Raw genomic sequence first — 26,409 nt, forward strand, 5'->3', positions numbered from 1 at the left:
AGTCCCTTCACCCGCATTTTATTTTTTTGTAGTTGCCGGCTTAGCTCAGTTGGTAGAGCATCTGATTTGTAATCAGAGGGTCGAGGGTTCAAGTCCTTTAGCCGGCATCACGCGGAAATAGCTCAGTGGTAGAGCACCACCTTGCCAAGGTGGGGGTCGCGGGTTCGAACCCCGTTTTCCGCTTTCCTGAAGACCAGGGAAGAACGCCGGGGTGGCGGAACTGGCAGACGCACAGGACTTAAAATCCTGCGGTGAGTGATCACCGTACCGGTTCGATTCCGGTCCTCGGCATTAACTAAATAACGCACCCGTAGCTCAATTGGATAGAGTACTTGACTACGAATCAAGGGGTTAGAGGTTCGAGTCCTCTCGGGTGCATTTCGGGAAGTAGCTCAGCTTGGTAGAGCACTTGGTTTGGGACCAAGGGGTCGCAGGTTCGAATCCTGTCTTCCCGATAGAAATAAAATTTTGGGGCCTTAGCTCAGCTGGGAGAGCGCCTGCTTTGCACGCAGGAGGTCAGCGGTTCGATCCCGCTAGGCTCCATTTTTTATTAATAACGCGGTGTAGCTCAGCTGGCTAGAGCGTCCGGTTCATACCCGGGAGGTCGGGGGTTCGATCCCCTCCGCCGCGATTTTATTCGAGCCAGGACCTTTAGCTCAGTTGGTTAGAGCAGACGGCTCATAACCGTCCGGTCGTAGGTTCGAGTCCTACAAGGTCCATAGTGACTCTTTTATGGAGGATTACCCAAGTCCGGCTGAAGGGAACGGTCTTGAAAACCGTCAGGCGGGTAAAACCGTGCAAGGGTTCGAATCCCTTATCCTCCTTTTAATACTATTATCGCGGGATGGAGCAGTCTGGTAGCTCGTCGGGCTCATAACCCGAAGGTCGTAGGTTCAAATCCTGCTCCCGCAATTAAAAACTAAAAATTACGGTTCCGTGGTGTAGGGGTTAACATGCCTGCCTGTCACGCAGGAGATCGCGGGTTCAAATCCCGTCGGGACCGCCATGCGGGTGTAGTTTAGTGGTAAAACCACAGCCTTCCAAGCTGTTGTCGCGAGTTCGATTCTCGTCACCCGCTTTAGTTTTTAAGAAGGGCCTATAGCTCAGCTGGTTAGAGCGCACGCCTGATAAGCGTGAGGTCGATGGTTCGAGTCCATTTAGGCCCATTAAAATTTATGGCCCGTTGGTCAAGCGGTTAAGACACCGCCCTTTCACGGCGGTAACACGGGTTCGAGTCCCGTACGGGTCATTATTTTTATTTGGAGGATTACCCAAGTCCGGCTGAAGGGAACGGTCTTGAAAACCGTCAGGCGGGTAAAACCGTGCAAGGGTTCGAATCCCTTATCCTCCTTTTAATACTATTATCGCGGGATGGAGCAGTCTGGTAGCTCGTCGGGCTCATAACCCGAAGGTCGTAGGTTCAAATCCTGCTCCCGCAATTAAAAACTAAAAAAATACGGTTCCGTGGTGTAGGGGTTAACATGCCTGCCTGTCACGCAGGAGATCGCGGGTTCAAATCCCGTCGGGACCGCTTCTGGCTCGGTAGCTCAGTTGGTAGAGCAATGGATTGAAGCTCCATGTGTCGGCAGTTCGATTCTGTCCCGCGCCATCAGAATTGCGGGTGTAGTTTAGTGGTAAAACCACAGCCTTCCAAGCTGTTGTCGCGAGTTCGATTCTCGTCACCCGCTTTAGTTTTTAAGAAGGGCCTATAGCTCAGCTGGTTAGAGCGCACGCCTGATAAGCGTGAGGTCGATGGTTCGAGTCCATTTAGGCCCATTAAAAATCTTTTTGGTTTTTGGGGAAGTACTCAAGTGGCTGAAGAGGCGCCCCTGCTAAGGGTGTAGGTCGGGAAACCGGCGCGAGGGTTCAAATCCCTCCTTCTCCGTTTTTTGATATATGGCCCGTTGGTCAAGCGGTTAAGACACCGCCCTTTCACGGCGGTAACACGGGTTCGAGTCCCGTACGGGTCATTTTGAGACGTTTTAAACGTCTCTTTTTTTTGTGGCTCTTCGTCAAATCGTGTTGGTGGAGACAAATTTGAATAAAACTTAGTCCGAAAAAAATAAATGTTTATCTGTTAATTCGAGTAATTTTCTAGTATGATTATCCATTGAGAGACTCCTTTGGTAGGGTGATGTTTTGGTCGACTAAATTTTACCAAAAGTGAGTCTCTTTTTGAGTTGAAACGAAGAAAAAGTGTTGGTAGAAAATCGAAGTCGATTTTTCACCAACACAAAATATTATAGAACCTTTTTTGTTTGAAAACGAATTTCCATAAATTTTCAGGTTTAATGCCGGTTTATTAGTGACAGATGCTATTTTTCTGTTATAATCGAGACGTTGCAAGTTCCCGATAGGCTCTGAAGTATTCAGAGATTCCTTGTAACCGAATAAAAATTAGGGGGAATATTTATAATGGAAGAACGTCGTTTATTTACATCTGAATCAGTTTCAGAAGGACATCCGGATAAGGTTGCTGATCAAATCAGTGATGCTATTTTGGATGCAATTTTAGAAAAGGATCCAAAAGCCAGAGTTGCATGTGAAACGTCTGTAACGACTGGGCTTGTTTTAGTTTTTGGAGAAATCTCTACTTCGGCGTATGTAGATATCCAAAAAGTGGTGCGCGAAACGATTAAACGCATTGGTTATACAGAGTCAAGATTTGGGTTTGATGGTGATAATGTTGCTGTTTTAGTGGCAATCGATGAACAATCACCGGATATTGCACAAGGTGTTGATGATGCTTTAGAAACTCGTGGTAAAGAAGAACTATTGGATGATATCGGTGCTGGAGATCAGGGACTAATGTTTGGTTTTGCGGTGAATGAGACGCCTGAACTAATGCCACTGCCTATTTCATTGAGTCATCATTTAGTGAAACGTTTAGCTGATTTGCGCAAATCTGGCGAGGTAGCTTATTTTGGTCCAGATGCAAAGTCTCAAGTGACTGTTGAATATGATGAAAACGGGAAACCATTGCGTGTTGATACAGTTGTTATCAGTACTCAACACAATGATGCTGTTGATAACGAGACGATTCAAAAAGATGTCATGGAAAAAGTAATCAAACATGAAATTTCTGCTGAATTATTGGATGATAAAACGAAATATTTTATTAATCCCACAGGTCGTTTTGTGATTGGCGGGCCTCAAGGGGATGCGGGATTGACTGGACGTAAAATAATCGTTGATACTTATGGTGGTTATTCACGTCACGGAGGCGGTGCTTTTTCTGGGAAAGATGCAACTAAAGTAGACCGTTCTGCATCTTATGCGGCTCGTTATATTGCGAAAAATATTGTGGCTGCTGGTTTAGCAGAAAAAGTAGAGGTGCAGCTTGCTTATGCGATTGGCGTGGCACAGCCTGTTTCTATTTCAGTCAATACCTTCGGAACAGCAAAGGTTACTGAAGAAGCATTGATTGGTGCTATTCGTGAAAACTTCGATTTGCGTCCGGCAGGAATTATCGAAATGCTTGATTTGTTACGTCCAATCTATAGCGACACAGCCGCTTATGGACATTTTGGTCGAACAGATGTGGATCTTCCTTGGGAGCATATTGATAAAGTCGATGCGTTGAAGAAAAGCTTGAATCTAGAATAAATCGTACAGACATAAAATGTTTATGGAGTTCACGAGGCGGTTTCTATTGATCATTGATTGATAGGACTGTCTCTTTTTTTAGGCATTTTTGTTCTGCCTTATGAGAAATAAGTTATACTTCTATGTTAAAGTAACTAGAGATTGAAAAATAGATTTGGAGGAAAAAATGAATAGAAAAACAAATGTGAAGGTTGTGACTGCTGGAATATTTATCGCGACATTTATGTCTGCAATTGAAGGTACAATCGTGACGACGGCCATGCCGACGATCGTGGGTAGTTTACATGGAATTGAAATTATGAACTGGGTATTTTCCATCTATTTATTAACAAATGCAATGATTACACCGATCTATGGAAAATTGGCAGATAAGATTGGTAGAAAACCAATTTTTATTGTTGGTATTTTATTATTTGTTTTAGGCTCGGCATTATGCGGGATGTCTAATGAAATGTTGACGTTGATTATTGCTCGTGGGATTCAAGGAATCGGTGCTGGAGCGATTATGCCCGTGTCTTTGACAATTATTGCCGATCTCTATGATATTGAAAAACGGGCCAAGGTTTTGGGGCTGACGAGTGCGGCTTGGGGCGTTGCTAGTGTTTTTGGTCCTTTAGCTGGTGGCTTGATCGTAGATACGATTGGGTGGCATTGGATTTTCTTTATTAACGTACCAATTGGATTGGCTTTGATCGGTTTGCTGCAATATTTCTTTATTGAAGAGAAAAAAGAGCATCAAGCAAAAAAGATGGATATGTTCGGAAGCTTGTTCTTGATGCTGACACTTTTAAGCTTATTATTAGGTTTTCAACTGCTAGGTGATGAAGGTCTTTCGTTATCAGTTATTGCTTTATTTGCAGTGAGTATTTTCTCATTGATACTCTTTATTCGAACAGAAAAACGAGCAGAAGATCCTGTAATAAATTTGAAGCTGTTCAATAACAAGACATTTGCTAGTGTGAATGTTGTCGCGGCTCTAATTAGCGGATTTTTAATGGGATTGGATGTGTATATTCCTATGTGGATGCAGGGAGTCTTAGGAAAGCCAGCCGGAATTGGTGGTTTGGTCTTAGCGCCGATGTCGATTGTATGGATGTACGGGTCCTTTTTATCAGGTCAATTATTACGTAAGTATTCAGCAAAATGGATTATCGTTAGCGGATTGATTATTATCTTGATCGGTGGAGGAACATTAGTGGTATTGCCGCAACAAAGTCCTTTTTGGCTATTTTTCATCATTATGGGTGTCTTAGGTGTTGGTTACGGATTATCCGTTACAACGACAACGGTGGAAGCGCAGGCCAGTGTACCGAAGGAAGAAATCGGGGTGGCAACCTCTTTCAATACGCTTTCTCGTACAATCGGTCAAACAGTCATGGTTTCACTTTTTGGAATTATTTTGAACGTTGCGAACGTGCAGCAGCTAACAAAAGCTGGGATCACGGATCTGGATATCATGAATCGTTTGATTAATCCTCATACGGCTTTACAGATTGAGTCGAACTTGCGAATGGAACTACGTAATATTCTTTTTACCAGCCTTCATTGGATATATTTTGTTGGGTTATTGCTGATTATTTTTGCATTGATTTTTAGCTTTATGGTTGGCAAACAAACGAGAAGTGTTAAACTGAATGAAGAATAAAGAACTGGGGGATCTAGCTGAATGGCTTTTTTACAGGTGAATGTCTACTCGAATGTTTTACAAATGGAAGTAGCAATGAACGTGATTTTGCCACAAACGACGCATAAGAAGATTGGAACGGAAACTATTGGTGTAAATGAAGATGTTCCGGTCTTATATTTATTACACGGTATGGGCGGCAATCATAGTGTCTGGGAACGCCGGACTTCGATCGAGCGATATGTGGCTGAATATCAGATGGCAGTGGTGATGCCTTCGACGGATCTTGGGTTTTATACTGATACAACGTATGATATGAACTATTGGACGTTTGTTTCGGAGGAATTGCCAACGATTGTCCATGAGCTCTTTCCACAATTGACTCATAAACGAGAAAAAACTTTTGCAGCTGGGTTATCCATGGGTGGCTATGGTGCATTGAAACTAGGCTTGGCAAAACCAGAGAATTTTGCCGCGGTGGCTTCTTTATCGGGGGCAGTGGTTTTATCCGATGTAGAAAGTTTATTGCTGGTACGAAATGAAGCTTATTGGAAAGGAATCTTCGGGCCCTTGGATCAAATCAAAGGTTCAAAAAATGATCCTTTGCGATTATTGGATGAACTGGTTGATAGCGGAAAGACAGCACCACGCTTTTTCTTGGCCTGTGGAACAGAAGATGATTTGTACCCGGCTAGTCAATACATGGCTCATAAAATGAAACAAAAGAACCTCAATGTAACCTTTGAAGAAGGAACTGGGAAACATGATTGGGTATTTTGGGATACTTGGATCAAGCGTGTTCTAGAATGGTTGAATGAAAAGAGTGACTGATCGTTTTTGATCAGTCACTCTTTTTAGGTATATATGTTGTAGCAGATGATAGTGTTCAATATGAAATAGCTTCTACGCACAATAAAATCGGTGGATTATTCTTTTGATTGATAAATTGATAATTTAATACGCTGAATTTTTCCTGCGGTAATGCTCGGCAATAATGCAGGACTTCGTTTTTTTCAGCTTCTCCACCTTCGTGTCCATAATAAATGACGATGATCATGCGACCACCAATGGTTAACCGTTTTAGAATGGCTGACATGGCTTGTTTGGTCGTTTCGGGCAAGGTGACGATCTGTTTATCGCTTTTTGGTAGGTAGCCGAGGTTAAAAATTGCGGCTTTAATTGGTTGGTCAGCTGAGATTTTTTCTTCAATCGTTTCATGTCCAGCAAGATATAGCGTTGTGCGCTCGCTATAGTCAGAAATTTTGTCACGAGTATTTTGTAACGCTTGCTCTTGGATATCGAAGGCGTAAACTTGACCGGTTGTACCGACGAGTTCTGCTAGAAATAACGTGTCATTGCCATTGCCCATCGTAGCGTCAATGACGTGATCACCTTCGTTTACTATTTCCTTCAGCAATTGATGACTATACCGCAGAGCTGTTAGCAGCATGAGTAAACGCCCCTCTCAAAGCAAATTTTCCTTGATAGGAATCACGACGAATCAATTCTTGATCGATCGCGTTTAAGACTTCCCATTTTTTTAAACTCCACATGGGACCAATTAATGAATCCCACGGAGCATCACCGGTCAAACGATGAATAATAATTTCTTGAGGAATCAGCTCTAATTGATCGCAAATGACAGAAACATAATCGTCTTTGCTCATCAGTTGTAAATGACCTTCTGCGTAATCCCGCAGCATTTTGGTATTACGCATCAAATGCAGAAGATGTAGTTTGATTCCTTGAATATCGGAATCTAAAATCGTTCGGCGAACATTTTCCCGCATCATCTCTAATGACTCATCGGGCAGACCATTGATTAAGTGAGTGCAAACATTGATATTATGTTTACGTAGACGCGCGACTGCATCCACATAAGTTGGATAGTCGTGAGCCCGATTAATCTTATCACTAGTACTTTCATAGGTTGTTTGCAGGCCCAATTCAACCCAAAGATATAAACGTTGATTCAATTCAGCTAAATAGTCCACCACGTCTGGCGGCAAACAGTCGGGACGAGTACCAACAGATAACCCAACGACACCAGGAAGATTGACAACCTGCTCAAAGCGTTCGCGGATTACTTCTACAGGGGCGTGGGTATTTGTAAAATTTTGAAAGTAAACGATGTATTGATCGACATGGGGCCATTTTTGATGCATCATGTCGATTTCTTTATAAAACTGTTGAGGCAGCGGATCGCTTGGTGCAACAATCATATCACCAGAACCAGAAACGCTGCAAAATGTACAGCCGCCATGTGCAACCGTACCATCACGGTTGGGACAATCAAAACCGCCATCAACGGGGACTTTAAAGATTTTTCCGCCAAATTGCTGGCGTAAGGCGTAATTCCAAGAATGGTAACGTTTGGTTGGATCGTCAGTATATTGAAAAGTCATTTAATTTCTCCTAATCGTTTTTAGATCATAGATTAATTTTTTCTGTTTGTAATAAGGATACGTGAATAGTAGCCAACTGCTACCAAAAAGCATTCCAGCGAGGACGTCGCTTGGATAATGAACACCAAGATAGATACGGCTGATTATAATACTTAGAATCAATAAACCAACGACGATCTGAGCAGTCAAACGTGGTGTTTTTTCTTTGAAGAATAGAGCCATAACAAAAATCAATGTACCATATAATAAGGTACTAGCTGTTGCGTGACCACTAGGAAAACTAAAGCTGTGCTCTGTCACCATGTGGGGCAAGATCGTTGGGCGCGCTCGATGAAAGAAAAGTTTCAGCAGATGATTGCCGATACCACTAATCAATGCCATAGTAATGGCTAACCAAAGGGCCGTAATCTTTTGTTTATTGAAATAGAATAAACCAACAAATACCAATGTTAAGATGACAACGGTAATTGGATTAGCAAATTTTGTCACCCATAAAAAATAGCCGTTCATCTGCGGATACAGCTGATGGACCGCATGGATGATACTCCGATCAAAACCATTTAATGTTTCTGGATAAAAACGGACGATGTAACACAGTGCCGCAAAAAACAGCAGGGTAAAACTGCCGATTAATTGATAGATTGATTTATTTTTCATTGTTTTCTCTGATTCATCCTTTCTAAACAGAAGTATTATATCATGTTTTGACTAAGGGACAATTTATTCAACGATTTCTTAAAGGGAATTCAATTGAATATTGTTTTGGAATCTGCTAAGATGAAACTACTTTGAATATTGTTGCTTGGAAGAGGAGTAGTAGAAACGAACGCATTTCAGAGAGCGCACGGTGCTGAGAGTGTGTATGCGAGACATTCGAACTTACCTTGGAGCATGATCGAATGATCCGGTTAAAGACCGTTATTTCTTTTGAGGTCTGTCGTTTGACAGATAAAAATAGGTGGTACCACGTTGATAACGTCCTATGAGAGTTTTGAGAACTTTCATGGGATTTTTTTGTAGTTAAAAATGATGAAATCAATTTAGGAGGAACAACATGAGTTACGATCACAAAGCGATTGAAAAAAAATGGCAAAAATATTGGGCAAAGCATAATGTCTTTAATACCACAGATGATCCTGAAAAACCAAAATTTTACGCGTTGGATATGTTTCCTTACCCATCTGGACAAGGACTACATGTAGGACACCCAGAGGGCTATACAGCGACGGATGTCATTTCACGGATGAAACGGGCGCAAGGTTATAATGTACTGCATCCGATGGGCTGGGATGCCTTTGGTCTGCCGGCTGAACAATACGCGTTAGATACTGGTAATGATCCTGCGGAATTTACCAAGAAAAATATTGAAACCTTTAAACGTCAAATCAATGCATTGGGGTTCAGTTATGACTGGAATCGAGAATTAAATACTACAGATCCTGATTACTATAAATGGACACAATGGATTTTTGAACAGATGTATGAAAAAGGTTTGGCTTATGAAGCGGAAGTTCCTGTCAACTGGGTACCTGAACTAGGTACAGTTATTTCCAATGAAGAAGTTATTGATGGGAAAAGTGAACGTGGCGGCTATGATGTCATCCGTAAACCAATGCGTCAATGGATGCTGAAAATCACCGCCTATGCGGATCGCTTGCTGGATGATTTGGAAGATCTTGATTGGCCAGAAAGTATCAAAGAGATGCAGCGTAACTGGATCGGTCGTTCAATTGGTGCAAATGTACGTTTTAAAATTGAAAATAGTGAGGAAACATTTACCGTCTTTACTACACGCCCTGACACGTTATTCGGAGCAACCTATGCAGTGTTGGCACCAGAATTAGAATTGGTTCAAAAAATTACGACATCTGAACAAAAAACAGCAGTGGATGCTTATATTGAAGAAGCTTCCAAAAAGTCAGATCTAAAACGAACAGACTTAGCAAAAGAAAAAACGGGCGTCTTCACTGGTGCCTACGCTATTAATCCAGTAAACGGTGAAAAAATGCCAATCTGGATTGGGGATTATGTATTAGCTTCTTACGGAACGGGTGCGATTATGGCAGTTCCGGCTCATGACGAACGAGATTATGAATTTGCGAAAACATTTGGTTTGCCGATCATTCCTGTACTTGAAGGCGGAGATGTAGATAAAGAAGCCTTCACTGGAGATGGTCCGCATATCAATTCAGAATTCTTGGATGGACTAAATAAACAAGACGCCATCGATAAAATGCTAGCTTGGCTTGAAGAACATGAATGCGGGAAAAAAGAAATTAGCTACCGCTTGCGTGACTGGTTGTTCTCACGTCAACGCTATTGGGGTGAACCTATTCCTGTTATCCATTGGGAAGACGGTACAACTGGTTTAGTTCCTGATTACGAATTGCCGTTGGAATTGCCGAAAACAACAGATATCAAACCAAGTGGAACAGGCGAATCACCGCTAGCAAATATTGAAGAGTGGGTCAATGTCGTTGATCCCATCACTGGTAAAAAAGGCCGTCGTGAAACCAATACGATGCCACAGTGGGCAGGAAGCTCTTGGTATTACTTGCGCTTTATTGATCCGCATAATAAAGAAGCTTTGGCAGACTATGACAAACTAAAACGTTGGATGCCTGTCGATCTTTATATTGGTGGCGCTGAGCATGCCGTATTGCATTTGTTGTATGTTCGTTTTTGGCATAAATTCTTATACGATATCGGCGTTGTGCCAACGAATGAACCATTCCAAAAATTATACAATCAAGGCATGATCTTAGGTCAAAGCTTCCGTGACAGCCGCGGTGCTCTAGTACCAACGAACATGGTTGAAAAACGTGATGGAAAATGGTTCAGTATTGAAACAGGCGAAGAATTAGAAGAAGCCCCTGCGAAAATGAGTAAATCATTGAAAAATGTTGTCAATCCAGATGATGTCGTAGATAAATATGGTGCTGATACATTACGTATGTATGAAATGTTCATGGGACCATTGGATGCTCAGATTCCTTGGAGTGAAAACGGTCTTGAAGGTTCACGTAAATTCTTGGATCGCGTGTGGCGTTTGATTGTGGATGAAGAAGGCAAGATGCGTGATCATATCACCACCTTCAACGATGGCTCATTGACAAAGGTTTACAATCAAACTGTTAAAAAAGTGACAGAAGACATGGAGAACTTGCATTTAAACACCGCAATTTCTCAATTGATGGTCTTCGTAAATGATGCCTATAAAGCAAAAGCATTAACATATGAATATGTCGAAGGCTTTGTACAATTACTAGCTCCGATTGCACCGCATATTGCTGAAGAGCTGTGGGCGATCTTAGGACATGAAGGCGGTATTTCTCACGTAGCTTGGCCAACCTATGATGAAGAAGCCTTGGTTGAAAATGAGATCGAAGTCATTCTACAGGTTAACGGCAAGGTTCGTTCTAAAGTAATGGTAGCTGTTGATATGGCTAAAGATGAATTAGAAAAAATGGCGATGGAAGATGAACATATCCAACGCAATATCGAAGGAAAAACGGTTCGTAAAGTGATTGTCGTACCGAACAAATTAGTCAATATTGTAGCAAATTAATTTTGATGCTCCGCATGTTAATGCGGAGCATTTTTAGGTGCGGACAAAATAACGAGCGAATACTTGAAGTATGCTAGGATAAGAAAAAAAGGAATGAGGTGCATTTATGAACTCAATCGCTAAACTATTAGATATTCAGTATCCGATTTTTCAGGGAGCAATGGCCCATATTGCTCGCTACCCATTAGCTAGTGCGGTCTCAGAAGCTGGAGGACTTGGGATTATCGCTGCTGGCGGGTTAAGCAGCGAAGAATTGCGAGAACAAATTCGTAGGACCCAAGAACGAACAAAGAAACCGTTCGCCGTAAATTTGATGTTGCAGATGAACAATATTCCAGAGCAAGTTGAGGTGTTGATTGAAGAAGGGGTTAAGATCGTGACCACTGGAGCAGGAACACCTAAGCATTATATGGAGCGTTTGAAGCAGGCCGATATCAAAGTGTTTCCTGTGATACCCTCAGTGAAACTGGCACAAAAAATGGAGCAGCTGGGTGTAGACGGTATCATCGCAGAAGGGATGGAGGCAGGCGGACATATTGGTGAAACGACTTCCATGGCATTGATTCCACAAGTCGTTCAAGCGGTAGCTATCCCTGTGATTGCCGCTGGCGGGATCGGAGATGGTCGTGGAATGGCAGCCGCCTTTGCATTAGGAGCACAGGGTGTCCAAATGGGGACGGCCTTTTTGACAGTTGCGGAGTGTCCAGTTCATGAAAATTATCAGCAAGCGATTCTACAAGCAGATGATACGGCAACCGTAGTGCTTCATGAAACCAAGGGTGGAGCGATCCGTGGGTTAAAAAATAATTTGACTGATAAGGAAAAACCAAATGAAGCTTTTTCTCTAGAAGTATTGAAACGCGCCACAGACATCGGCGATACAGAAAACGGCGCTGTGATGGCTGGACAAATTGCGGGGCTGTTTTCAGAAGTGAAGCCAGCTAAAGCTTTGATTGAAGAGGTATATGCGGAGGCAACAGCGATCTGTCAGAACATAAAAATAGACTAACGGGCAATGCCGTTAGTCCTTAATAAATTCCTCTGCTAAATGATAATCACCTTCATAGGGCAGGTCTTCGCCGTTAACCGTCATATATTTGTCGGTCCCTTTTCCTGCTAAAATGATGGCGTCCTTTGGCCCAGCCTGCTGAATCGCCTCTTTGATGGCTTTTTTACGATCACTTTCAAATTGTACGCGTACATGATCATTTTTAATGCTTTGTTTGATTTCGTCTGCAATCTTTTTAGGATCTTCAAAGTTGGGATCGTCACTGGTCAAAATCGCCACATCGGCATATTCACCAATTGCTTGGCCCAAGCCTTCGCGGCGCGATTCTGCTTTGTTTCCAGTTGAACCGGTAATGACAAGGAGTTCACCATCTGGATGCTGTTCTTTAGCAAAAGCGAGCAATGATTTCATACTTAAATAATTATGAGCGTAGTCCACATAAATGTGAGCACCGTTTGGTTTTATTAAAAGATTCATGCGGCCTGGAACCAGTGCTTCAGCCAATCCTTGATGTCCCGCAGCTTGATCTGCACCGACGAGAGCACTGGCTAATAGAGCTGCAGCAGCATTTTCCTTATTAAAATCGCCTGCTAACAAAATAGAGTAGTTACCATTTAATCCAAAGGTGTCCTCCCGCCCTGTTAATTCAAAGGACAGCGGATGTTCGGATGGTTGTACGTGATAATCTGCTTGCTTATTCCCGTATGTTATGACGGAAATATTTTGTTTTTCAGCCAATTCCAATAAAAGATCAAAGTGATCAATTTCATGCTGCAAGATGACTTGACGAGAGTTGGCAACTAATTGCCGCTTACAATAGAAGTAATCTTCAAATGTCGGATGCTCGATCGGACCAATATGATCGGGAGAAATATTTAGAAAAATCCCGACATCAAAGGTTAAACCATAAACACGTGCTACTTTATACGCTTGGGAAGATACCTCCATGACAAGATGCGTCATACCATTGGCCACAGCTTCAGCCATCATCCGATATAAATCTAACGATTCAGGTGTTGTAAGTTTTGATTTGAAAAAGGTTACACCATCTAGTGTAGTATTTAAAGTAGATAGAAGAGCAGTCTTTTTATTCGTCGTAATGTCTAGGATTTTTTTTGTGAAGTAGGCAACGGTTGTTTTACCCTTTGTTCCGGTGATTCCTACCAGATGTAATTTTTCTTGCGGGTAATCATAGAAGGCCATACTCAAAACGGCCAATGCTTTACGAATATCGGTTACAATGATTGCCAGCTCTGCGGAAACTTCATAGGGCTGCTCGGCGATGTAGCAAGTTAGACCATCTGCTAGAGCTTGTTCTAAAAAGTGTTGTTGGAAATTGTTCCCTTTACAGAAAAAAAGGGTTTCTGCATCGACATCACGTGAATCATATGAAATTTTTTTAAAGCTTTTGTCAAAAGGAGCAGTCAGCGTCCAACGTGTGGGCGTAATGAACTCTCTTAAAAGATTTTCTTGTTCAAGTATTTGTTGAATTTGGGTAAGTGTCAGCATGTTGAGACCTCCAATATATAGTCTAGGCTATTATAGCATAGCTTAGTAAGAGAAAAAGTAAAGAGTGATTGTCAGGAGCGCGATTTAGCTTTACTATAAGGGTAGCGATTTTTTGAAGGAGGAGACCATGAAAGAGACACGACCGAGTGATCTGACTTATCAGGAAAAAATGATCCAAGGATCAGCTTGGCTATCTGTGGGAAATATTTTTTCACGGCTGTTAGGAGCGATCTACATTATTCCATGGTATGCCTGGATGGGTGAAAATGCCCGTGCGGCCAATGGATTATTTAATATGGGTTATACGTTTTATGCATTGTTCATGATGATCTCTACAGCCGGATTGCCAGGCGCGATAGCCAAGCAGATTGCTCGGTACAATTCGATGGGAGAGTATCGAACGAGTCGGCGTTTATTTATCAAGGCCTTGCAGGCTACGGCAATTTTAGGAATTTTCTTTGGTGGCTTGATGTTTTTCACAGCACCATTGCTGGCTGGTTTGTCCGGTGGGGGTCGTGCTTTGATTCCAGTAATACAAGCATTGAGCATCGCTGTTATTGCCTTTCCCTGTATGAGTGTCTTACGGGGCTATTTTCAAGGTCAACAGGATATGCGTCCTTCTGCCGTCTCACAATTGGTTGAACAGGCGCTGCGTGTTTTGTATATGCTCTTGAGTGTCTTTATTATTATGAAGGTCAGGAAAGGGGATTATTTAAATGCGGTGATCCAATCGACCTTCGCTGCATCTGTCGGAATGATCGGCTCTTATGGCGTCTTGCTTTTTTATTGGTTTAAGGATCGAAAAAAGAGTGATTTGCAGCTAGGACGCAGTCTAGACAAAGTAACGATTGATACGAAAAAATTATTGTTTGAAACGGTTAGACAGGCGATTCCATTTATTTTACTTGGTGGCGGAATCACCTTTTATAAATTGATTGACCAGGTGACCTTCATTCACACGATGAATGCTAATACGAATTACAGTCATGATCAGTTGGTGGATCTATACGCTTTATTTAGTGCCAATCCAGATAAGTTGACGATGGTCGTCGTTGCTTTAGGAACATCGCTTGCATTAACTAGTCTGCCAATGCTGACAGAACTTTTTACTCAAAGACGCCGACCTGAACTGGCTAAATTAGTAAATACGAATATCCAGCTGTTTGCTTTCATCATGTTGCCAGCTGTTTTTGGAATGATTTTACTGGCTTATCCTTTGAATACGATCTTTTATTCGGCCGATGTTTTAGGTAGCCGTGTGCTTGTTGCCGCCTGTTGGGCGGGGCTAGTCTCAGCATTGTTTATGATGCTGTCGACGACGTTGCAAGGAATTTCCCATAGCCGAGTCGCGGTGAAATATTGGCTGGCAGGCTTATTACTTAAAGCGATTATTCAAGTACCGCTGATTGAACTATTAGAGGTTTATGGACCTCTCGCTGCTACGTTTATCGGTTTAAGCCTAACCTGTGGCTTATGTCTCTGGAAACTACGCAGAGTTGTCCATGCGAACTATCAGCTGGCCTTTCGTCGTTGTGTTCTGATTTTGATTTTAACGTTAGTGATGCTGATAGTCGCTGTTATTGTGCGGCAGATGAGTTATCTCGTGTTTGATCCAGCGTCACGATTATCTGCTTTAGCCATCTGTTTGCTAACAGCTGGAGTGGGTGGATTGGTTTATTTCTATCTTAGTTTGAAAATTCGCTTAGTCGATAAACTGGTGGGATCCCAAGCAAGAAAATGGCGTAGACGATTGAGAATCAAATGAAAAATACTTCTGTACTTGAAAAGTACAGAAGTATTTTTTTGTTATAAATTAAATTTTAAATTCAAAATCTGTAAAAAATATTTGCAAAATAATTCAAAAAGAATAGAATTTTTCCTTCCGATTACTTTACAAAAAGATGTCAATGTTTCTAAAGATAATTTTTGTAATACAAGAATAAAACAGTTACATTTCGCGAAACAGCCTTGTATCACGGGTTTTTACTCATAATAATAAAAGTGATATATTTCAAAATGACACACTGACAGTCGTTTTGTTACATAGTTTTATGTTATTGTAATGAACTGTTACATTAATATTACCCATGAAACACAAAAGGATGGTAAAGTATCTCTCGTAGTCAAGAAGACAGAAGAAAAAAGACATAAGAAAAATCGGAGGAAGTTACAGAATGAAATTAGGGAAAACGTTTCTTTTTAGTACAGTATTAGCAGCAGGTGCAGGTTTAGCGATGGGAGCTACAGATGCGCACGCTTCAGAAACCTATACTGTAGAATCAGGAGATACTTTATCAAAAATTTCTCACAAGTTTGCTGGTAACGATAGTTTAGTGGATTCAATTGCAAAAGCGAACAAAATTTCTAACGTAAACATGATTTTTGCAGGTCAAAAATTAACAATTGATGGCGAAGCAAAAGCTGAAAAAGCACAAGAAACAGCTCCAGTTCAAGCTGAAGCTTCAGCTCAACAAACACAAGCAGCTCCAGTACAACAAACACAGGCAGCACCTGTACAAGAAGCGGCTCCAGTTCAACAACAAGCAGCACCTGTACAAGAAACAGCTCCTGCAGCAACAACTTCTTCAGCGAAAGAATGGATAGCCCAACGTGAATCAGGCGGTTCATATTCAGCTACAAACGGTCAATATATCGGACGTTACCAATTATCAGCTTCATATTTAAACGGTGACTATTCTGCAGAAAATCAAGAACGTGTTGCGGATCAATATGTGACTTCTCGTTATGGTTCATGGGAAGGCGCACAATCATTCTGGCAAGCCAACGGCTGGTACTAAAAACTAAAGATAGTAACCGAGAGGATCGAAACAATGGTCCTCTCTTTTTTATGGAAATAATTTTCAAAGCTTAAAAGAAAACCAGTCAAAACAGTCTATATTCTGTCTTGGCTGGTTTCATTTTTACTCCCATAATCCAGGCAATGCCTGAACAGCTATTTCTTGATTGGTAAAGGGGTGCAGCAAATGAAGTTCATAAGCATGCAGCATCAAACGGCCACTAGAATGTTTACTATACAAAGGATCACCCACCAGCGGATGACCAATGCTGGCTAAGTGGACACGAATTTGATGTGTTCTACCTGTATCTAATTGACAAAAAACAGCTGTCTGATTCTTATGTTGCTTTGCGACGGTCACATGAGTTACTGCAGATTTTCCGCCTTTAGAATCAATTCGTCGTTTGCGACGATCGTGTCGATCACGCCCAATTTTTTGATTGATTGTCAGATCCTTTTTTATCGTTCCATGGACGATTGCTTGATATCGGCGATAGATTTTCTTCTGTTCTAATAAACGACCTAAAATTGGCAAAACGAAGGGGTTCTTTGCAAACAAAATCGCGCCGCTGGTTTCTTTGTCTAAGCGATGCACGACATGAGGCTGATAATTAGGCGCCAAGTAGGCAGCTAAATGATTCAGCAAAGTATCCTGTTCCTCTGGTTGATTCGGATGAGTCTTCATGCCATGAGGTTTATTTACAATGATCAAATGCTCATCTTCGAAAAGAACCGAAATTCTTTTAGGGTCACCAAGTAGAATCGTTCGTTCAGGATAATCGCTTGCTTCGATTGTAAGTGTAATAACATCTCCAGGCTGGACCATCGATTGAAAATGGCAGGGTTCACCATTGATCAAGAGTCCCTTTCGTGTTCGAATAAAATGGCGGACCTTTCGTGGTACCAGCCACTCCTGTTCCAATAAATCTTTGACCGTCATTACAGATGTTTGATCGGGCAAGGTCATAGTGAAAATCATTTTACTGCTCCTTTTATTTCAATGTATTTAATTTCAAGCGTTCAGTGAATAAAGCGCAAAATACAGAATCGAGCACTTTTTTGCGATATGTTAGCTTTAGAAAGGGATTATCCGCTTAATTGTATCACTTTTAACGGATATTTAAGAAAAAAATCAGCTTTTCCTTGAGATCCCATGCTAGAATACTCCCAAGTGTGTATCCGTCTAAAGACCCAAGCATTAGATAGGAGATTTGTGATACACTGTGTCTGAATTTGTATAGAATGGAGATCAAAAAATGGATTTTCAGGAAATTTGGCGCAAATTTAAAAGTGGTACAAAAGTTTTTTGGCAAAAGTTTCGTAGCGGTACAAAAACCTTTTGGCAATGGATCAAACCCTATTTGATTCGTTTTCACCACTGGCGCAAACGTATTTGGAAAAAATATCATATCAATAAAATTTTGCTCTTACTAACACTTGTAGGTGTTTTAGTAATGAGCGTCTATCTATTTTTCTTGGCAAAATCGGTCAATGTGGAGACGCTGCAATCCAGTTTGAAGCAGTCGACAGTGATTTATGACGAGAAAAATGAACAAGCAGGGTCCCTCTATGGACAAAAAGGGACTTATGTAGAAAGCGATCAAATTTCGCCTTACTTAAAAGATGCGGTCGTTTCAACGGAGGATCGTAATTTTTACAAACACCACGGCTTCGATATCAAAGGGATTGCCCGGGCGGTTGTGGGCCGAATAACTGCTGGCCACATTACTGGTGGAGGTAGTACCTTAACACAACAGTTAGCCAAAAATGCATATTTAACTCTCGATCAGACGCTAGAGCGAAAAGCCAAAGAAATCTTTATGGCCATCGAGATCGAAAAGAAATATGATAAAGATCAGATTTTGACGATGTACTTGAATAATGCTTACTTTGGTAATGGTGTATGGGGCGTACAAGATGCGGCGAGAAAATATTTTGGTGTGGATGCTAATCAAGTAACAATCGGTGAAGCAGCAACGATCGTCGGAATGCTGAAGGGACCAAGCATTTACAATCCGATCGATAACTTAGAAAATGCCGTAAATCGTCGAGACACCGTCCTTTCTGTGATGGTAGAAAACGGCAAATTATCTAAAGAACAAGAAGCTCAGGAAAAAGCTACTGATTTAGGCTCTCAGTTGAATGATACGTATTCTTCGGCAGATGCAGGTTATCGTTATCCTTCTTACTTTGATGCGGTAATCGATGAAGCAGTTGAACGTTATGGCATGTCTGAAAAAGATTTACTAAATAAAGGCTACAAAATCTACACCTCCTTGGATCAGGATTATCAAAAACAAATGGAAGCTGTCTATGAAAACAACGCGAACTTTCCAGCAAATGCTGCCGATGGGGCAATGCCTCAGTCAGCGTCTGTTGCGCTAGATCCAAAAACTGGCGGGGTTCAAGCGTTAGTAGGAAGACGGGGGGAACACATTTTCCGGAGCTACAATTTCGCGACACAAATGCAGCGTTCTCCAGGTTCAACGATGAAACCACTAAGTGTCTACTCATCAGCATTAGAATCTGGCTATAAACCAGACAGTATTTTAAAGGATGAACCACAATCTTATTACAAAGCGAAAAACTATGATGGCACTTACCAAGGTGACGTACCGATGTATCAAGCTGTGGCTCAGAGCTTAAATCTGCCGGCGGTTTGGTTATTGCATGAGATGGGATTAAGTAAAGGCTATAATAAAGCCGAAGAATTCGGGATTCCATTGAGCAAGTCGGATAAATATTATGGTTTGGCTTTAGGCGGTCTGGAAAAAGGCACCTCACCACTGAAGATGGCCGCAGCTTATGGCGCGTTTGCAAATGAAGGGAAAGTTTATGAGCCTCATTTGATTACAAAAATCATCGACTCCACAGGTGCTGTGATCGAGGATAACAGCTCACCGAAGTATGAACAAGTCATCTCAAAAGAAGTTGCTAATGAAATGACTAGTATGTTACTAGGAACATTTTCTAACGGAACAGCGGCTCAAGCAGCTCCAGCAGGCTTCACTGTTGCTGGGAAAACTGGAACGACTGAAACGAACTTTGACGCAAATAAAGTCAATGATCAATGGATCGTAGGTTATACACCGAATGTCGTGATTTCTACTTGGCTAGGTTTTGAAAAAGTCAGCGAGACACATTATCTAAGTGGAACAAGCGGCTCAGAGGTGGGACAAGTCTTCAAGGCGGAAGCCGAATCAATTTTGCCTTATGCTGGACAGTATTCCTTTGAAGTTGCCGATGCATATGCGACGGGCGGACAAGTCGTTGCGGCTGATCAAGTTAATCAAGGCGAAACAAATGGCGATACGAGTAAATGGCGGGAAGAGTTAAAAGATATTGGCGGAAAAGCCAGTGAAGGAGCAGCTAACTTCTTTGAAAAAGCCAAAGAAGGTGCCAATAAATTGAAGGATAAGGCCCAAGAATTGTGGCAGCAGTATCAACCGGGAAATTAGGGTGTGAACCCGTTTCCATTCATGTTACAATAGAAAAGTAACTTTTATAGAAAATGAGGGAATACGAATGGCAAATATTTATGATTCAGCAAACGAACTAGAACGCGAAATTCGCGAACTACCAGAATTTAAATCTTTAGAAGCAGCTTTTGCAGAATTGAAGAAAAACGAAACCGCATATGCAGCATTTAAGGATTTCCAAGCATTCCAACAAAGCTTGCAGGAAAAACAAATGCGCGGTGAAGACTTCAGCGATGAAGATGCATCACAAGCACAAGCATTAGCTGAGAAGGTTCAACAAGAAGAATTGATCAACGAATTAATGGTGAAAGAACAAGCTTTCAGCGTAATTATCAATGATTTGAACCGCATCATCATGACACCAATTCGTGAATTATACGAAGGTTAATCAGAAATAGAAAGCTGCGACGTAAATTTACGTCGCAGCTTTTTTTGTTAAAAGAATTTTTTGAAGCGATCTATTAAACCATCGATTTTTTCAGATTTCAATAAAACCTTGGCTTTGTCATAGTAATCGCCCAGTTCAACTTTGTGCTCTTCGATAAATACTTTCGCCTTTTCGATATTTCCTTCATTTAAAAGCTCTTTCGCTTTTTTTATTAGCTCATCCTTATTCATTTGTATGTAGCCTCCTTTTTACAGCTATAGTGTAAACGATTGAAGCTGTTTTGACGAGAAAAGCTACTTGAAGGAGAGGAACGCTCAAAGCTCCAAATTATCCAATGTGCTATGAATGATTTCAGTTAAGTAATTCTTAATCCTTATTTTAAAGTCCGGCATAGCGATATAGTTCTTTTTTGCGTATGTTGAGTAGCTTTAACGAAATGCGAACAAGTTTTCGTTTTTTTATGGTAAAATAAACAAGATTAAAAGTCAGTATTGTCTTCTTTAATTCAGTTTTTTTAGAAGGCAGGATTTGACTGGAAATTATTTCTAAGAGACTGACTAGGAGGAGAGTAAATGAAATTTTTGCATGCTGCCGATCTACATCTGGATCGTTCTTTTGAGGGCTTAACAAGTGTGCCAGAGCATTTCCAAGAGCGATTAATAACAGCAAATCAAAAAATGCTGAAAAATATCGTGGATACAGCGATCACACAAGCGGTAGATTTTGTTTTACTCGTTGGTGATACCTTCCACCAAAATCGTCCAACATTAAAAACTCAGCGTTACTTCTTCCAGGAGATGGATCGTTTAGCTGAGGCAGCCATTCCCGTTTTTATGAATTTTGGTAATCACGATTTTTATCAAGCCGACCGTTATTGGTTTGCTTTTCCAGAGAATATTCAGTTATTTGACGAAGAACGAGTTGAGACAAAAAAATTAGTGACAAATAGCGGTGAGAAGATTGCCATTACGAGTTTTAGTTATCTGCATCCTACAATTGAAGCATTAATGATTGAACAATTTCCACGTAAAGAAGATGTCGATTTTCATATAGGAATGTATCATGGCGGTCAAATGCCTTACGCGCCATTTCAATTATCTGAGCTAGTAGCAAAAGGATATGATTATTGGGCTTTAGGGCATATTCATGTGCCGCAAATTTTATCTGAGAAGCCTTATGTGATTTATCCAGGAACACCGCAGGGACACACTCAAAAGGAAATGAATCTAACAGGTGTGACCTTAGTAGAAAGCCAAGGAAATCAATTAATTCCAACGACTGTTTCTGTTGAAGCTGTTCGCTGGAGAAGACAGACACTTTCTTTAGCAAATGTAAGACAGCCGAAAGAACTATTTCCGCTGGTTCGGAAACTCACTGTAACAGCACCAACTTTGCTGCATTTAGAATTTAGTGAGACTGAAAAATTAGGGGAGGAACTGGCGTATCAAGTTGCTTCTGGGGAATTGCTAGAGGCTTTACAGTCAGAGGTGTCTCAGGATATCTGTCTGTGGCAATTGACTATAGCTGATTCACCAATAGAGCGACCGTATCTTGCGGTTGATGAAAAACTGGTTGATCAGCTAATCATGACCTATCAAACACCGGAAATCTATACAGAATTGTTAAGCGAGCTGGAGCAAAATCCTCAACTCCACACTTTGATGAATCAAGAGTTCAGGATGGATACGATCGCCAGATTAAAAGAGAAAATGATGGAGAACTATCGTTTTAGGGGGAACGCTGATGTGGATTAAAAAAGCAGAGATCACCAGCTTCGGCAAATGGCGTCAGCAAACATTTTTATTTGAAGCGAAAAATCAACTAGTTTATGGCTTGAATGAAGCCGGAAAATCAACCTTGTATCAGTTTATTCAGGCGGTTTTATTTGGTTTTCCAACAAAACGAAAAAAAGGACAGGACTATACACCCAATGACGGCAGCGGATTTGGCGGACGTTTGTTGATTATTCATCCAACTTATGGAGCAGTGACAATTGAGCGCTATAAGGCAAAGAATAAAGGGAAGGCGAACGTTTTATTAGAGGACGGACAGCAAGGGGGAGAAGAATTATTGGAAAAGCTTCTTTATCCCTTGAATCAACAATTATTTCGTCAGGTTTTTACTTTTCAGCAGGAACAGCTGCAGCAGTTGGATGCACTAAGCGAAGAAAACTTGCATGAGGCATTGATTTCTTTAGGTTTGTCCGGTAGCAATGAATTATTTGATCAGAGAATCCAGTTGAAAAATCATTACGAAGGTATTTATCGACCACGTGGGCGTAAGCAACCCTTGAATCAAGCGCTAGTAGCGTATCAAAAGCTGCAGCAAAAGATCAAAGAAAAAGAAGCTCAGGAATCGGGTTTTCAGCAACTTGTAAGGCAAGCCGATGATGAGAAGCGACACGTCACCCAACAGGCAGCGAAGAATCGTAAATTACAGGAGCAGCAGTTAATTTTAGAACAACAGCGCCTGAACTGGTCAGGCTATGCGGAGTTTTTAGAATTGCAAAAGCTAGATTTGCGTTCAGCAGCAACTGACATAGAACAAACAGAGTTGCAGAACTTTTACCAAGAGTATCAGCAATTAATAAAGGAACAGGAAAAACTGCATGCGGCTTTGCAGCAGCATAGTGGCAATCAAGAATCGGCTCGCTACTACTTCTATTTAGAAAATGAGGCACGCATTCAACAGCTACTAGACGAAAAAGTGACAATTACTCGAATGTTGGATGAAGAACAGCGGATTGCCGTCAAATTAGCGCAAGCAACTGTGATTCCAACAAATTGGCGAGAGCATCCGCCACGACCGTTCGCAAATGAAGCAGCAATTCAACAACTGTTTGTTCCTTTGCAAAACCAACAGAAAGAGTTGGAAGAGCAAAAAATTCGGTTAGGTTTAGTTAAAGAACAACGGAATCAAGCAGAGGCTAGTTTAAATGATTATGAACAAAAGCATCCAGAACTGTTTAATAAGAAGAAAAATCCACCGTGGCTGTTTATTGCTGCAGGCGTGAGTTTTATTTTGGCCTTTTTCTTACCGATACCGTTACGCTATATTTTGATAGCAGCGGCAATTATTTGTGGTGTAGGCGGTACATTGAAGCAAAATAAACCAGTAAATAAAGATACCTGGCAGGAAAAATTAGGCCAATTAGATGTCTATGAAGGTCAAGTTGTCGAGATGACTGAAAAAGTTACAAGGAGTCAGCAAAAAGTGCAACACTTATCTGATCAGATTCAGACGGAATTGCGTCATAGAAATATGTCTAATGCTGAAAATGAGTTTGCAGTCGTGCAGGAAAATCAACGAGCGCAAAACTACCTGGCACAGCTTCAAACAAGTAAAGAACTACAGCAACGTCAATCAAGCCTACGACAAAATTTGATGCAACAGGAACAGCGTTTTGAATTTTTAGCTGAATGGCTGCCGTTAAATCAAAAGAATTTGTCGGAAAAGCTTTTAGTGCTGGAGCAATTTGCGAAGGAAATGGAGCAGATTCGTTTTGCTCAAACCTATCAAGAAAATACTCTCTTACAGCAGCGCATTCACGAAACTCAAAAGCAGCAGCAACAGCTTTTAACGCAAGAGCAGCCAGTGTTGGATAAGTTTCATTTGACGTATCCTTCTGAGATTCCAGCGTTTTTACAACGTGAGACAGAATTGCGTCACAAACAAACGCGTTTAAAAGAATTAACAGAAAGTGTCTTGCCATTATTTGAACAGGAAACGACACTTGCAGAAATTAACGAATCTTTGCGTACCTTACAACAAGAGATTCAAATCGGGGAACAGCAGCTCCATCAATTGCAGGAGCAAGAGCAGCGATCACGACTGCAGATTCAACAGATGCAAGCTGATGGCACATTGGATAGTCTTTATCAGCAAGCGAGCCAGCAACGAGCGGTAATAGAAAAGTTAACGGCTGATTATGCAGTAGCGAAATTAGAAAATCAATTATTACAGGATATTGCGACAGAATTATCGGAGCAGCAATTACCTGAGCTATTAAAGCAAGCAACCAGTTATTTTCAAGAGCTGACAAACAATGCCCATAGTCGTTTGGATTTTTCGGAGGGATTAGTAACCGTCGATCAATTGAGCCTATACAATCTATCGACTGGAACCAAAGATCAGGTCATGATGGCCTTTCGTTTTGCGTATCTAACCTTGCAGCAAAAGCATCCGCTGTGTCCAGTAATCATTGATGACGGCTGGTTGCATTATGATCATCGACGAAAATATCAATTTGCCAAGTTATTACGACATTTTAGTGAAAAATATCAAGTCATTTGTTTGTCATCTGACCAAGAAATGGTAAGCTATTACCAAGAGCTTCACCAGCCAGTCTGGGAATTGAAGGGAGTCCAACGATGAAAAAAATCAAAGAATTAACGGTCGATGAGCAGTTTGAGATGTATGTATTGATCAAAAATGCGGATGTTCGTTTAGCGAAAAACGGGAAAAAATTTATCGCTTTTACTTTCCAAGATACTTCTGGGACAGTTGATGGTAAATTTTGGGATGCATCTGAAGAAGAGATTAAACGTTATAGAGCTGGCCAAGTTGTTTTTCTAAACGGTAAGCGAGAAATGTATCAAGGCAATCCGCAGGTCAAAATCATGCACCTGCGCACAACAAAACCGGAAGAGCCTAATGATCCTGCGTTATATATGGAGCGTGCGCCAATCAAGCGTGAAGAAATGGAAGAAGAGATCAATAAAACGTTGTTCGAGATCACAAACGCTCATTGGAATCGAATCGTTCGCTTTTTACTAAATAAATATCAGAAGGAATTTTTTGAGTTTCCAGCAGCCAAACGAAATCATCATGCTTTTGCTGGTGGGTTGGCTTTTCATACGTTGACGATGCTGCGTCTCGGCAAGGCGATCGTTAAAGAATATCCGCAATTAAATGCTTCTTTGCTTTATGCGGGAATCATTATTCATGATCTAGGAAAGGTGATCGAGCTGACGGGACCTTCGTCAACTGAATATACAGTAGTAGGTAATTTAGTAGGACATTTGGTTCTAGTAGATGAAGAAATCACCAAAGCCTGCACGGAATTGAAAATTAATGATGCAGATGAGGACATCGTTGTTTTACGTCATATGGTGTTGTCTCATCATGGTTTGTTGGAGTACGGTTCACCAGTCCGTCCAAGAATCATGGAAGCTGAAATTTTGCATCAAATCGATAATATCGATGCATCGATGCAGATGATGTCCAGCGCTGTGAAAAATGCTGAGCCAGGAACATATACGGAACGGCTTTTCGGAATGGATAATCGCAGCTTTTATGTACCGAAAGATATTTAGAGAAAAGCCGCGGCAGTTCGCGGCTTTTTATAGTCTTTCTAGGTGAATTAAGTTTAAAATGGATTGCATAGGTTTAGTCTGATGAACTACGTAAAAAACTGCAAATTAAATGAGCTGTGAGGTGAGCAAAGGTGATTATTGAAACCGAAAGATTGTATTTGCGTGAGTTAGAGCAAACAGATATTGAGTCGTTAAGTAAAATCTTACAAGATGAACAAACAATGTATGCGTACGAAGGGGCCTTCGATGACATTGAGGTACAAAACTGGCTAACAAAGCAGATGAAAAATTATAAACGTGACGGTTTTGGATTGTGGGCAGTCATTTTAAAACAAAGGAATGAAATGATTGGACAATGCGGATTGACGTGGCAAGATTTTTCTGACCAAACAGTGTTAGAGATTGGGTATTTATTTCAACGAGAATTCTGGCACAATGGTTTTGCCACTGAAGCGGCAAAAGCTTGCAAGCAATACGCCTTTGAACAGCTAAACGCACAAGAAGTTTACTCTATCATTCGCGATACAAATGCAGCTTCACAAAAAGTTGCTGAACGAAACGGGATGGTTCGTTGTGGAGAATTTATCAAGCATTATCGCGGAGTCGACATGCCACATTATTTGTATAGAGTCAGAAAGTAAGTCGCAGATTATTGCGGCTTTTTATTTGTTTAACGATAATTTATGACTTACTTAAGTGCAATGCTCAA

Annotated in this window: 19 protein-coding genes, 23 tRNA genes, 1 riboswitch and 1 other annotated feature (1 of these 44 cut by a window edge); of the genes, 36 read left to right on the top strand and 6 right to left on the bottom strand. The window is 41.2% G+C overall.

What is annotated here, in order from left to right:
- The 26 genes from IGI52_RS16095 to IGI52_RS16220 all read left to right on the top strand — a co-directional run.
- Window positions 1-16: transfer RNA gene (locus IGI52_RS16095), tRNA-Leu, on the top strand (it extends 66 nt beyond the left edge of the window).
- Window positions 17-34: 18 nt separating this feature from the next.
- A tRNA-Thr gene (locus tag IGI52_RS16100) sits at window positions 35-107 on the top strand.
- A 4-nt stretch (window positions 108-111) separates the two neighbouring features.
- Window positions 112-183 (top strand) — tRNA-Gly (locus IGI52_RS16105).
- 22 nt (window positions 184-205) lie between these two features.
- Window positions 206-291: transfer RNA gene (locus tag IGI52_RS16110), tRNA-Leu, on the top strand.
- Window positions 292-304: 13 nt separating this feature from the next.
- Window positions 305-378, top strand: a tRNA-Arg gene (locus tag IGI52_RS16115).
- A gap of 3 nt (window positions 379-381) precedes the next feature.
- Window positions 382-455 (top strand) — tRNA-Pro (locus IGI52_RS16120).
- A gap of 15 nt (window positions 456-470) precedes the next feature.
- Window positions 471-543, top strand: a tRNA-Ala gene (locus IGI52_RS16125).
- 14 nt (window positions 544-557) lie between these two features.
- Window positions 558-631, top strand: a tRNA-Met gene (locus IGI52_RS16130).
- A 14-nt stretch (window positions 632-645) separates the two neighbouring features.
- Window positions 646-719, top strand: a tRNA-Ile gene (locus tag IGI52_RS16135).
- 15 nt (window positions 720-734) lie between these two features.
- Window positions 735-824, top strand: a tRNA-Ser gene (locus IGI52_RS16140).
- A 14-nt stretch (window positions 825-838) separates the two neighbouring features.
- Window positions 839-912 (top strand) — tRNA-Met (locus IGI52_RS16145).
- A gap of 18 nt (window positions 913-930) precedes the next feature.
- Window positions 931-1,006, top strand: a tRNA-Asp gene (locus IGI52_RS16150).
- 1 nt (window position 1,007) lies between these two features.
- A tRNA-Gly gene (locus IGI52_RS16155) sits at window positions 1,008-1,078 on the top strand.
- Window positions 1,079-1,092: 14 nt separating this feature from the next.
- Window positions 1,093-1,166 (top strand) — tRNA-Ile (locus IGI52_RS16160).
- A gap of 11 nt (window positions 1,167-1,177) precedes the next feature.
- Window positions 1,178-1,249: transfer RNA gene (locus IGI52_RS16165), tRNA-Glu, on the top strand.
- A gap of 12 nt (window positions 1,250-1,261) precedes the next feature.
- A tRNA-Ser gene (locus IGI52_RS16170) sits at window positions 1,262-1,351 on the top strand.
- A 14-nt stretch (window positions 1,352-1,365) separates the two neighbouring features.
- Window positions 1,366-1,439, top strand: a tRNA-Met gene (locus tag IGI52_RS16175).
- Window positions 1,440-1,458: 19 nt separating this feature from the next.
- Window positions 1,459-1,531, top strand: a tRNA-Asp gene (locus IGI52_RS16180).
- Window positions 1,532-1,536: 5 nt separating this feature from the next.
- Window positions 1,537-1,609: transfer RNA gene (locus IGI52_RS16185), tRNA-Phe, on the top strand.
- Between the two features lie 8 nt (window positions 1,610-1,617).
- Window positions 1,618-1,688 (top strand) — tRNA-Gly (locus IGI52_RS16190).
- Window positions 1,689-1,702: 14 nt separating this feature from the next.
- Window positions 1,703-1,776, top strand: a tRNA-Ile gene (locus IGI52_RS16195).
- Window positions 1,777-1,797: 21 nt separating this feature from the next.
- A tRNA-Ser gene (locus tag IGI52_RS16200) sits at window positions 1,798-1,885 on the top strand.
- A 13-nt stretch (window positions 1,886-1,898) separates the two neighbouring features.
- Window positions 1,899-1,970, top strand: a tRNA-Glu gene (locus tag IGI52_RS16205).
- A 365-nt stretch (window positions 1,971-2,335) separates the two neighbouring features.
- Window positions 2,336-2,418, top strand: a riboswitch (SMK box riboswitch).
- Window positions 2,416-3,606: a methionine adenosyltransferase gene (gene metK / locus IGI52_RS16210; RefSeq protein WP_049219081.1), complete on the top strand. Its 1,191-nt coding sequence runs from the start codon at window positions 2,416-2,418 to the stop codon at window positions 3,604-3,606. (Overlaps the previous riboswitch by 3 nt.)
- Before the next feature lie 166 nt (window positions 3,607-3,772).
- Entirely contained in the window at window positions 3,773-5,251 is a 1,479-nt protein-coding gene (locus IGI52_RS16215) for an MDR family MFS transporter (protein ID WP_049219079.1), read from the top strand.
- Window positions 5,252-5,272: 21 nt separating this feature from the next.
- On the top strand, window positions 5,273-6,061 hold the full coding sequence (locus IGI52_RS16220) for an alpha/beta hydrolase (protein ID WP_049219077.1): 789 nt from the start codon (window positions 5,273-5,275) through the stop codon (window positions 6,059-6,061).
- 55 nt (window positions 6,062-6,116) lie between these two features.
- Here the strand turns inward: IGI52_RS16220 and IGI52_RS16225 are convergent, their stop codons facing one another.
- From IGI52_RS16225 to IGI52_RS16235, 3 genes are read right to left on the bottom strand one after another with little or no spacing between them, the layout of a single operon-like run.
- Window positions 6,117-6,680 (bottom strand): tRNA (mnm(5)s(2)U34)-methyltransferase, encoded by a 564-nt coding sequence (locus IGI52_RS16225; protein ID WP_049219076.1) that lies wholly within the window; start codon window positions 6,678-6,680, stop codon window positions 6,117-6,119.
- Window positions 6,655-7,635: a TIGR01212 family radical SAM protein gene (locus tag IGI52_RS16230; RefSeq protein WP_049219074.1), complete on the bottom strand. Its 981-nt coding sequence runs from the start codon at window positions 7,633-7,635 to the stop codon at window positions 6,655-6,657. The genes IGI52_RS16225 and IGI52_RS16230 overlap by 26 nt, the downstream gene beginning before the upstream one ends.
- On the bottom strand, window positions 7,636-8,292 hold the full coding sequence (locus IGI52_RS16235) for a phosphatase PAP2 family protein (RefSeq protein WP_049219071.1): 657 nt from the start codon (window positions 8,290-8,292) through the stop codon (window positions 7,636-7,638).
- A gap of 137 nt (window positions 8,293-8,429) precedes the next feature.
- Window positions 8,430-8,621 (top strand) — a binding site (T-box leader).
- 68 nt (window positions 8,622-8,689) lie between these two features.
- Between IGI52_RS16235 and leuS the strand changes: the two genes are divergently transcribed.
- Window positions 8,690-11,203: a leucine--tRNA ligase gene (leuS, locus tag IGI52_RS16240; protein WP_049219069.1), complete on the top strand. Its 2,514-nt coding sequence runs from the start codon at window positions 8,690-8,692 to the stop codon at window positions 11,201-11,203.
- 106 nt (window positions 11,204-11,309) lie between these two features.
- Window positions 11,310-12,212 (top strand): NAD(P)H-dependent flavin oxidoreductase, encoded by a 903-nt coding sequence (locus IGI52_RS16245; protein ID WP_049219068.1) that lies wholly within the window; start codon window positions 11,310-11,312, stop codon window positions 12,210-12,212.
- A 12-nt stretch (window positions 12,213-12,224) separates the two neighbouring features.
- Here the strand turns inward: IGI52_RS16245 and IGI52_RS16250 are convergent, their stop codons facing one another.
- Window positions 12,225-13,721, bottom strand: a complete 1,497-nt coding sequence (locus IGI52_RS16250) for a UDP-N-acetylmuramoyl-L-alanyl-D-glutamate--L-lysine ligase (RefSeq protein WP_049219066.1) — start codon at window positions 13,719-13,721, stop codon at window positions 12,225-12,227.
- A gap of 127 nt (window positions 13,722-13,848) precedes the next feature.
- On the opposite strand from IGI52_RS16250, the gene IGI52_RS16255 reads away from it, so the two are divergent.
- Together IGI52_RS16255 and IGI52_RS16260 are read left to right on the top strand one after the other, a co-directional pair.
- Window positions 13,849-15,486, top strand: coding sequence for a putative polysaccharide biosynthesis protein (locus IGI52_RS16255; protein WP_049219064.1), 1,638 nt, complete (start codon window positions 13,849-13,851; stop codon window positions 15,484-15,486).
- 409 nt (window positions 15,487-15,895) lie between these two features.
- Window positions 15,896-16,519, top strand: a complete 624-nt coding sequence (locus IGI52_RS16260; protein ID WP_016181171.1) for a LysM peptidoglycan-binding domain-containing protein — start codon at window positions 15,896-15,898, stop codon at window positions 16,517-16,519.
- Between the two features lie 123 nt (window positions 16,520-16,642).
- Here the strand turns inward: IGI52_RS16260 and IGI52_RS16265 are convergent, their stop codons facing one another.
- Complete coding sequence (locus tag IGI52_RS16265; RefSeq protein WP_049219062.1) at window positions 16,643-17,497, bottom strand: RluA family pseudouridine synthase; 855 nt, start codon at window positions 17,495-17,497, stop codon at window positions 16,643-16,645.
- Window positions 17,498-17,774: 277 nt separating this feature from the next.
- Between IGI52_RS16265 and IGI52_RS16270 the strand changes: the two genes are divergently transcribed.
- Both IGI52_RS16270 and IGI52_RS16275 read left to right on the top strand, forming a co-directional pair.
- Window positions 17,775-19,976, top strand: a complete 2,202-nt coding sequence (locus IGI52_RS16270) for a PBP1A family penicillin-binding protein (RefSeq protein WP_049219061.1) — start codon at window positions 17,775-17,777, stop codon at window positions 19,974-19,976.
- Between the two features lie 67 nt (window positions 19,977-20,043).
- The gene (locus tag IGI52_RS16275) at window positions 20,044-20,385 is read left to right on the top strand and encodes a YlbF family regulator (RefSeq protein WP_016181168.1); all 342 of its coding nucleotides are present in this window, start codon (window positions 20,044-20,046) and stop codon (window positions 20,383-20,385) included.
- 47 nt (window positions 20,386-20,432) lie between these two features.
- Here IGI52_RS16275 and IGI52_RS16280 read toward each other — a convergent pair whose 3' ends face one another.
- Window positions 20,433-20,615, bottom strand: coding sequence for a hypothetical protein (locus IGI52_RS16280; RefSeq protein WP_016181167.1), 183 nt, complete (start codon window positions 20,613-20,615; stop codon window positions 20,433-20,435).
- A gap of 342 nt (window positions 20,616-20,957) precedes the next feature.
- Here IGI52_RS16280 and IGI52_RS16285 point away from each other — a divergent pair, with 342 nt between their 5' ends.
- From IGI52_RS16285 to IGI52_RS16300, 4 genes are all read left to right on the top strand, one after another.
- Window positions 20,958-22,139, top strand: coding sequence for a metallophosphoesterase family protein (locus tag IGI52_RS16285; protein ID WP_048718645.1), 1,182 nt, complete (start codon window positions 20,958-20,960; stop codon window positions 22,137-22,139).
- Window positions 22,129-24,759, top strand: a complete 2,631-nt coding sequence (locus tag IGI52_RS16290; RefSeq protein ID WP_102866112.1) for an ATP-binding protein — start codon at window positions 22,129-22,131, stop codon at window positions 24,757-24,759. Before IGI52_RS16285 ends, IGI52_RS16290 begins: the two co-directional genes overlap by 11 nt.
- Window positions 24,756-25,700 carry a 3'-5' exoribonuclease YhaM family protein gene (locus IGI52_RS16295; RefSeq protein ID WP_016181164.1) on the top strand — a complete coding sequence of 315 codons (945 nt, stop codon included), beginning with the start codon at window positions 24,756-24,758 and terminating at the stop codon, window positions 25,698-25,700. Before IGI52_RS16290 ends, IGI52_RS16295 begins: the two co-directional genes overlap by 4 nt.
- A gap of 131 nt (window positions 25,701-25,831) precedes the next feature.
- Window positions 25,832-26,341 carry a GNAT family N-acetyltransferase gene (locus IGI52_RS16300; RefSeq protein WP_049220934.1) on the top strand — a complete coding sequence of 170 codons (510 nt, stop codon included), beginning with the start codon at window positions 25,832-25,834 and terminating at the stop codon, window positions 26,339-26,341.
- Window positions 26,342-26,409 lie beyond the last annotated feature (68 nt).

Source organism: Enterococcus sp. DIV0187, assembly GCF_051713785.1.
In the GTDB taxonomy this organism is placed as follows: Bacteria; Bacillota; Bacilli; order Lactobacillales; family Enterococcaceae; genus Enterococcus_A; species Enterococcus_A avium.

Bases quoted from the DNA above. Each gene is read 5' to 3' on its own strand.
- metK (WP_049219081.1), top strand. From the start codon at position 2,416: ATGGAAGAACGTCGTTTATTTACATCTGAATCAGTTTCAGAAGGACAT.
- IGI52_RS16215 (WP_049219079.1), top strand. From the start codon at position 3,773: ATGAATAGAAAAACAAATGTGAAGGTTGTGACTGCTGGAATATTTATC.
- IGI52_RS16220 (WP_049219077.1), top strand. From the start codon at position 5,273: ATGGCTTTTTTACAGGTGAATGTCTACTCGAATGTTTTACAAATGGAA.
- IGI52_RS16225 (WP_049219076.1), bottom strand. From the start codon at position 6,680: ATGCTGCTAACAGCTCTGCGGTATAGTCATCAATTGCTGAAGGAAATA.
- IGI52_RS16230 (WP_049219074.1), bottom strand. From the start codon at position 7,635: ATGACTTTTCAATATACTGACGATCCAACCAAACGTTACCATTCTTGG.
- IGI52_RS16235 (WP_049219071.1), bottom strand. From the start codon at position 8,292: ATGAAAAATAAATCAATCTATCAATTAATCGGCAGTTTTACCCTGCTG.
- leuS (WP_049219069.1), top strand. From the start codon at position 8,690: ATGAGTTACGATCACAAAGCGATTGAAAAAAAATGGCAAAAATATTGG.
- IGI52_RS16245 (WP_049219068.1), top strand. From the start codon at position 11,310: ATGAACTCAATCGCTAAACTATTAGATATTCAGTATCCGATTTTTCAG.
- IGI52_RS16250 (WP_049219066.1), bottom strand. From the start codon at position 13,721: ATGCTGACACTTACCCAAATTCAACAAATACTTGAACAAGAAAATCTT.
- IGI52_RS16255 (WP_049219064.1), top strand. From the start codon at position 13,849: ATGAAAGAGACACGACCGAGTGATCTGACTTATCAGGAAAAAATGATC.
- IGI52_RS16260 (WP_016181171.1), top strand. From the start codon at position 15,896: ATGAAATTAGGGAAAACGTTTCTTTTTAGTACAGTATTAGCAGCAGGT.
- IGI52_RS16265 (WP_049219062.1), bottom strand. From the start codon at position 17,497: ATGATTTTCACTATGACCTTGCCCGATCAAACATCTGTAATGACGGTC.
- IGI52_RS16270 (WP_049219061.1), top strand. From the start codon at position 17,775: ATGGATTTTCAGGAAATTTGGCGCAAATTTAAAAGTGGTACAAAAGTT.
- IGI52_RS16275 (WP_016181168.1), top strand. From the start codon at position 20,044: ATGGCAAATATTTATGATTCAGCAAACGAACTAGAACGCGAAATTCGC.
- IGI52_RS16280 (WP_016181167.1), bottom strand. From the start codon at position 20,615: ATGAATAAGGATGAGCTAATAAAAAAAGCGAAAGAGCTTTTAAATGAA.
- IGI52_RS16285 (WP_048718645.1), top strand. From the start codon at position 20,958: ATGAAATTTTTGCATGCTGCCGATCTACATCTGGATCGTTCTTTTGAG.
- IGI52_RS16290 (WP_102866112.1), top strand. From the start codon at position 22,129: ATGTGGATTAAAAAAGCAGAGATCACCAGCTTCGGCAAATGGCGTCAG.
- IGI52_RS16295 (WP_016181164.1), top strand. From the start codon at position 24,756: ATGAAAAAAATCAAAGAATTAACGGTCGATGAGCAGTTTGAGATGTAT.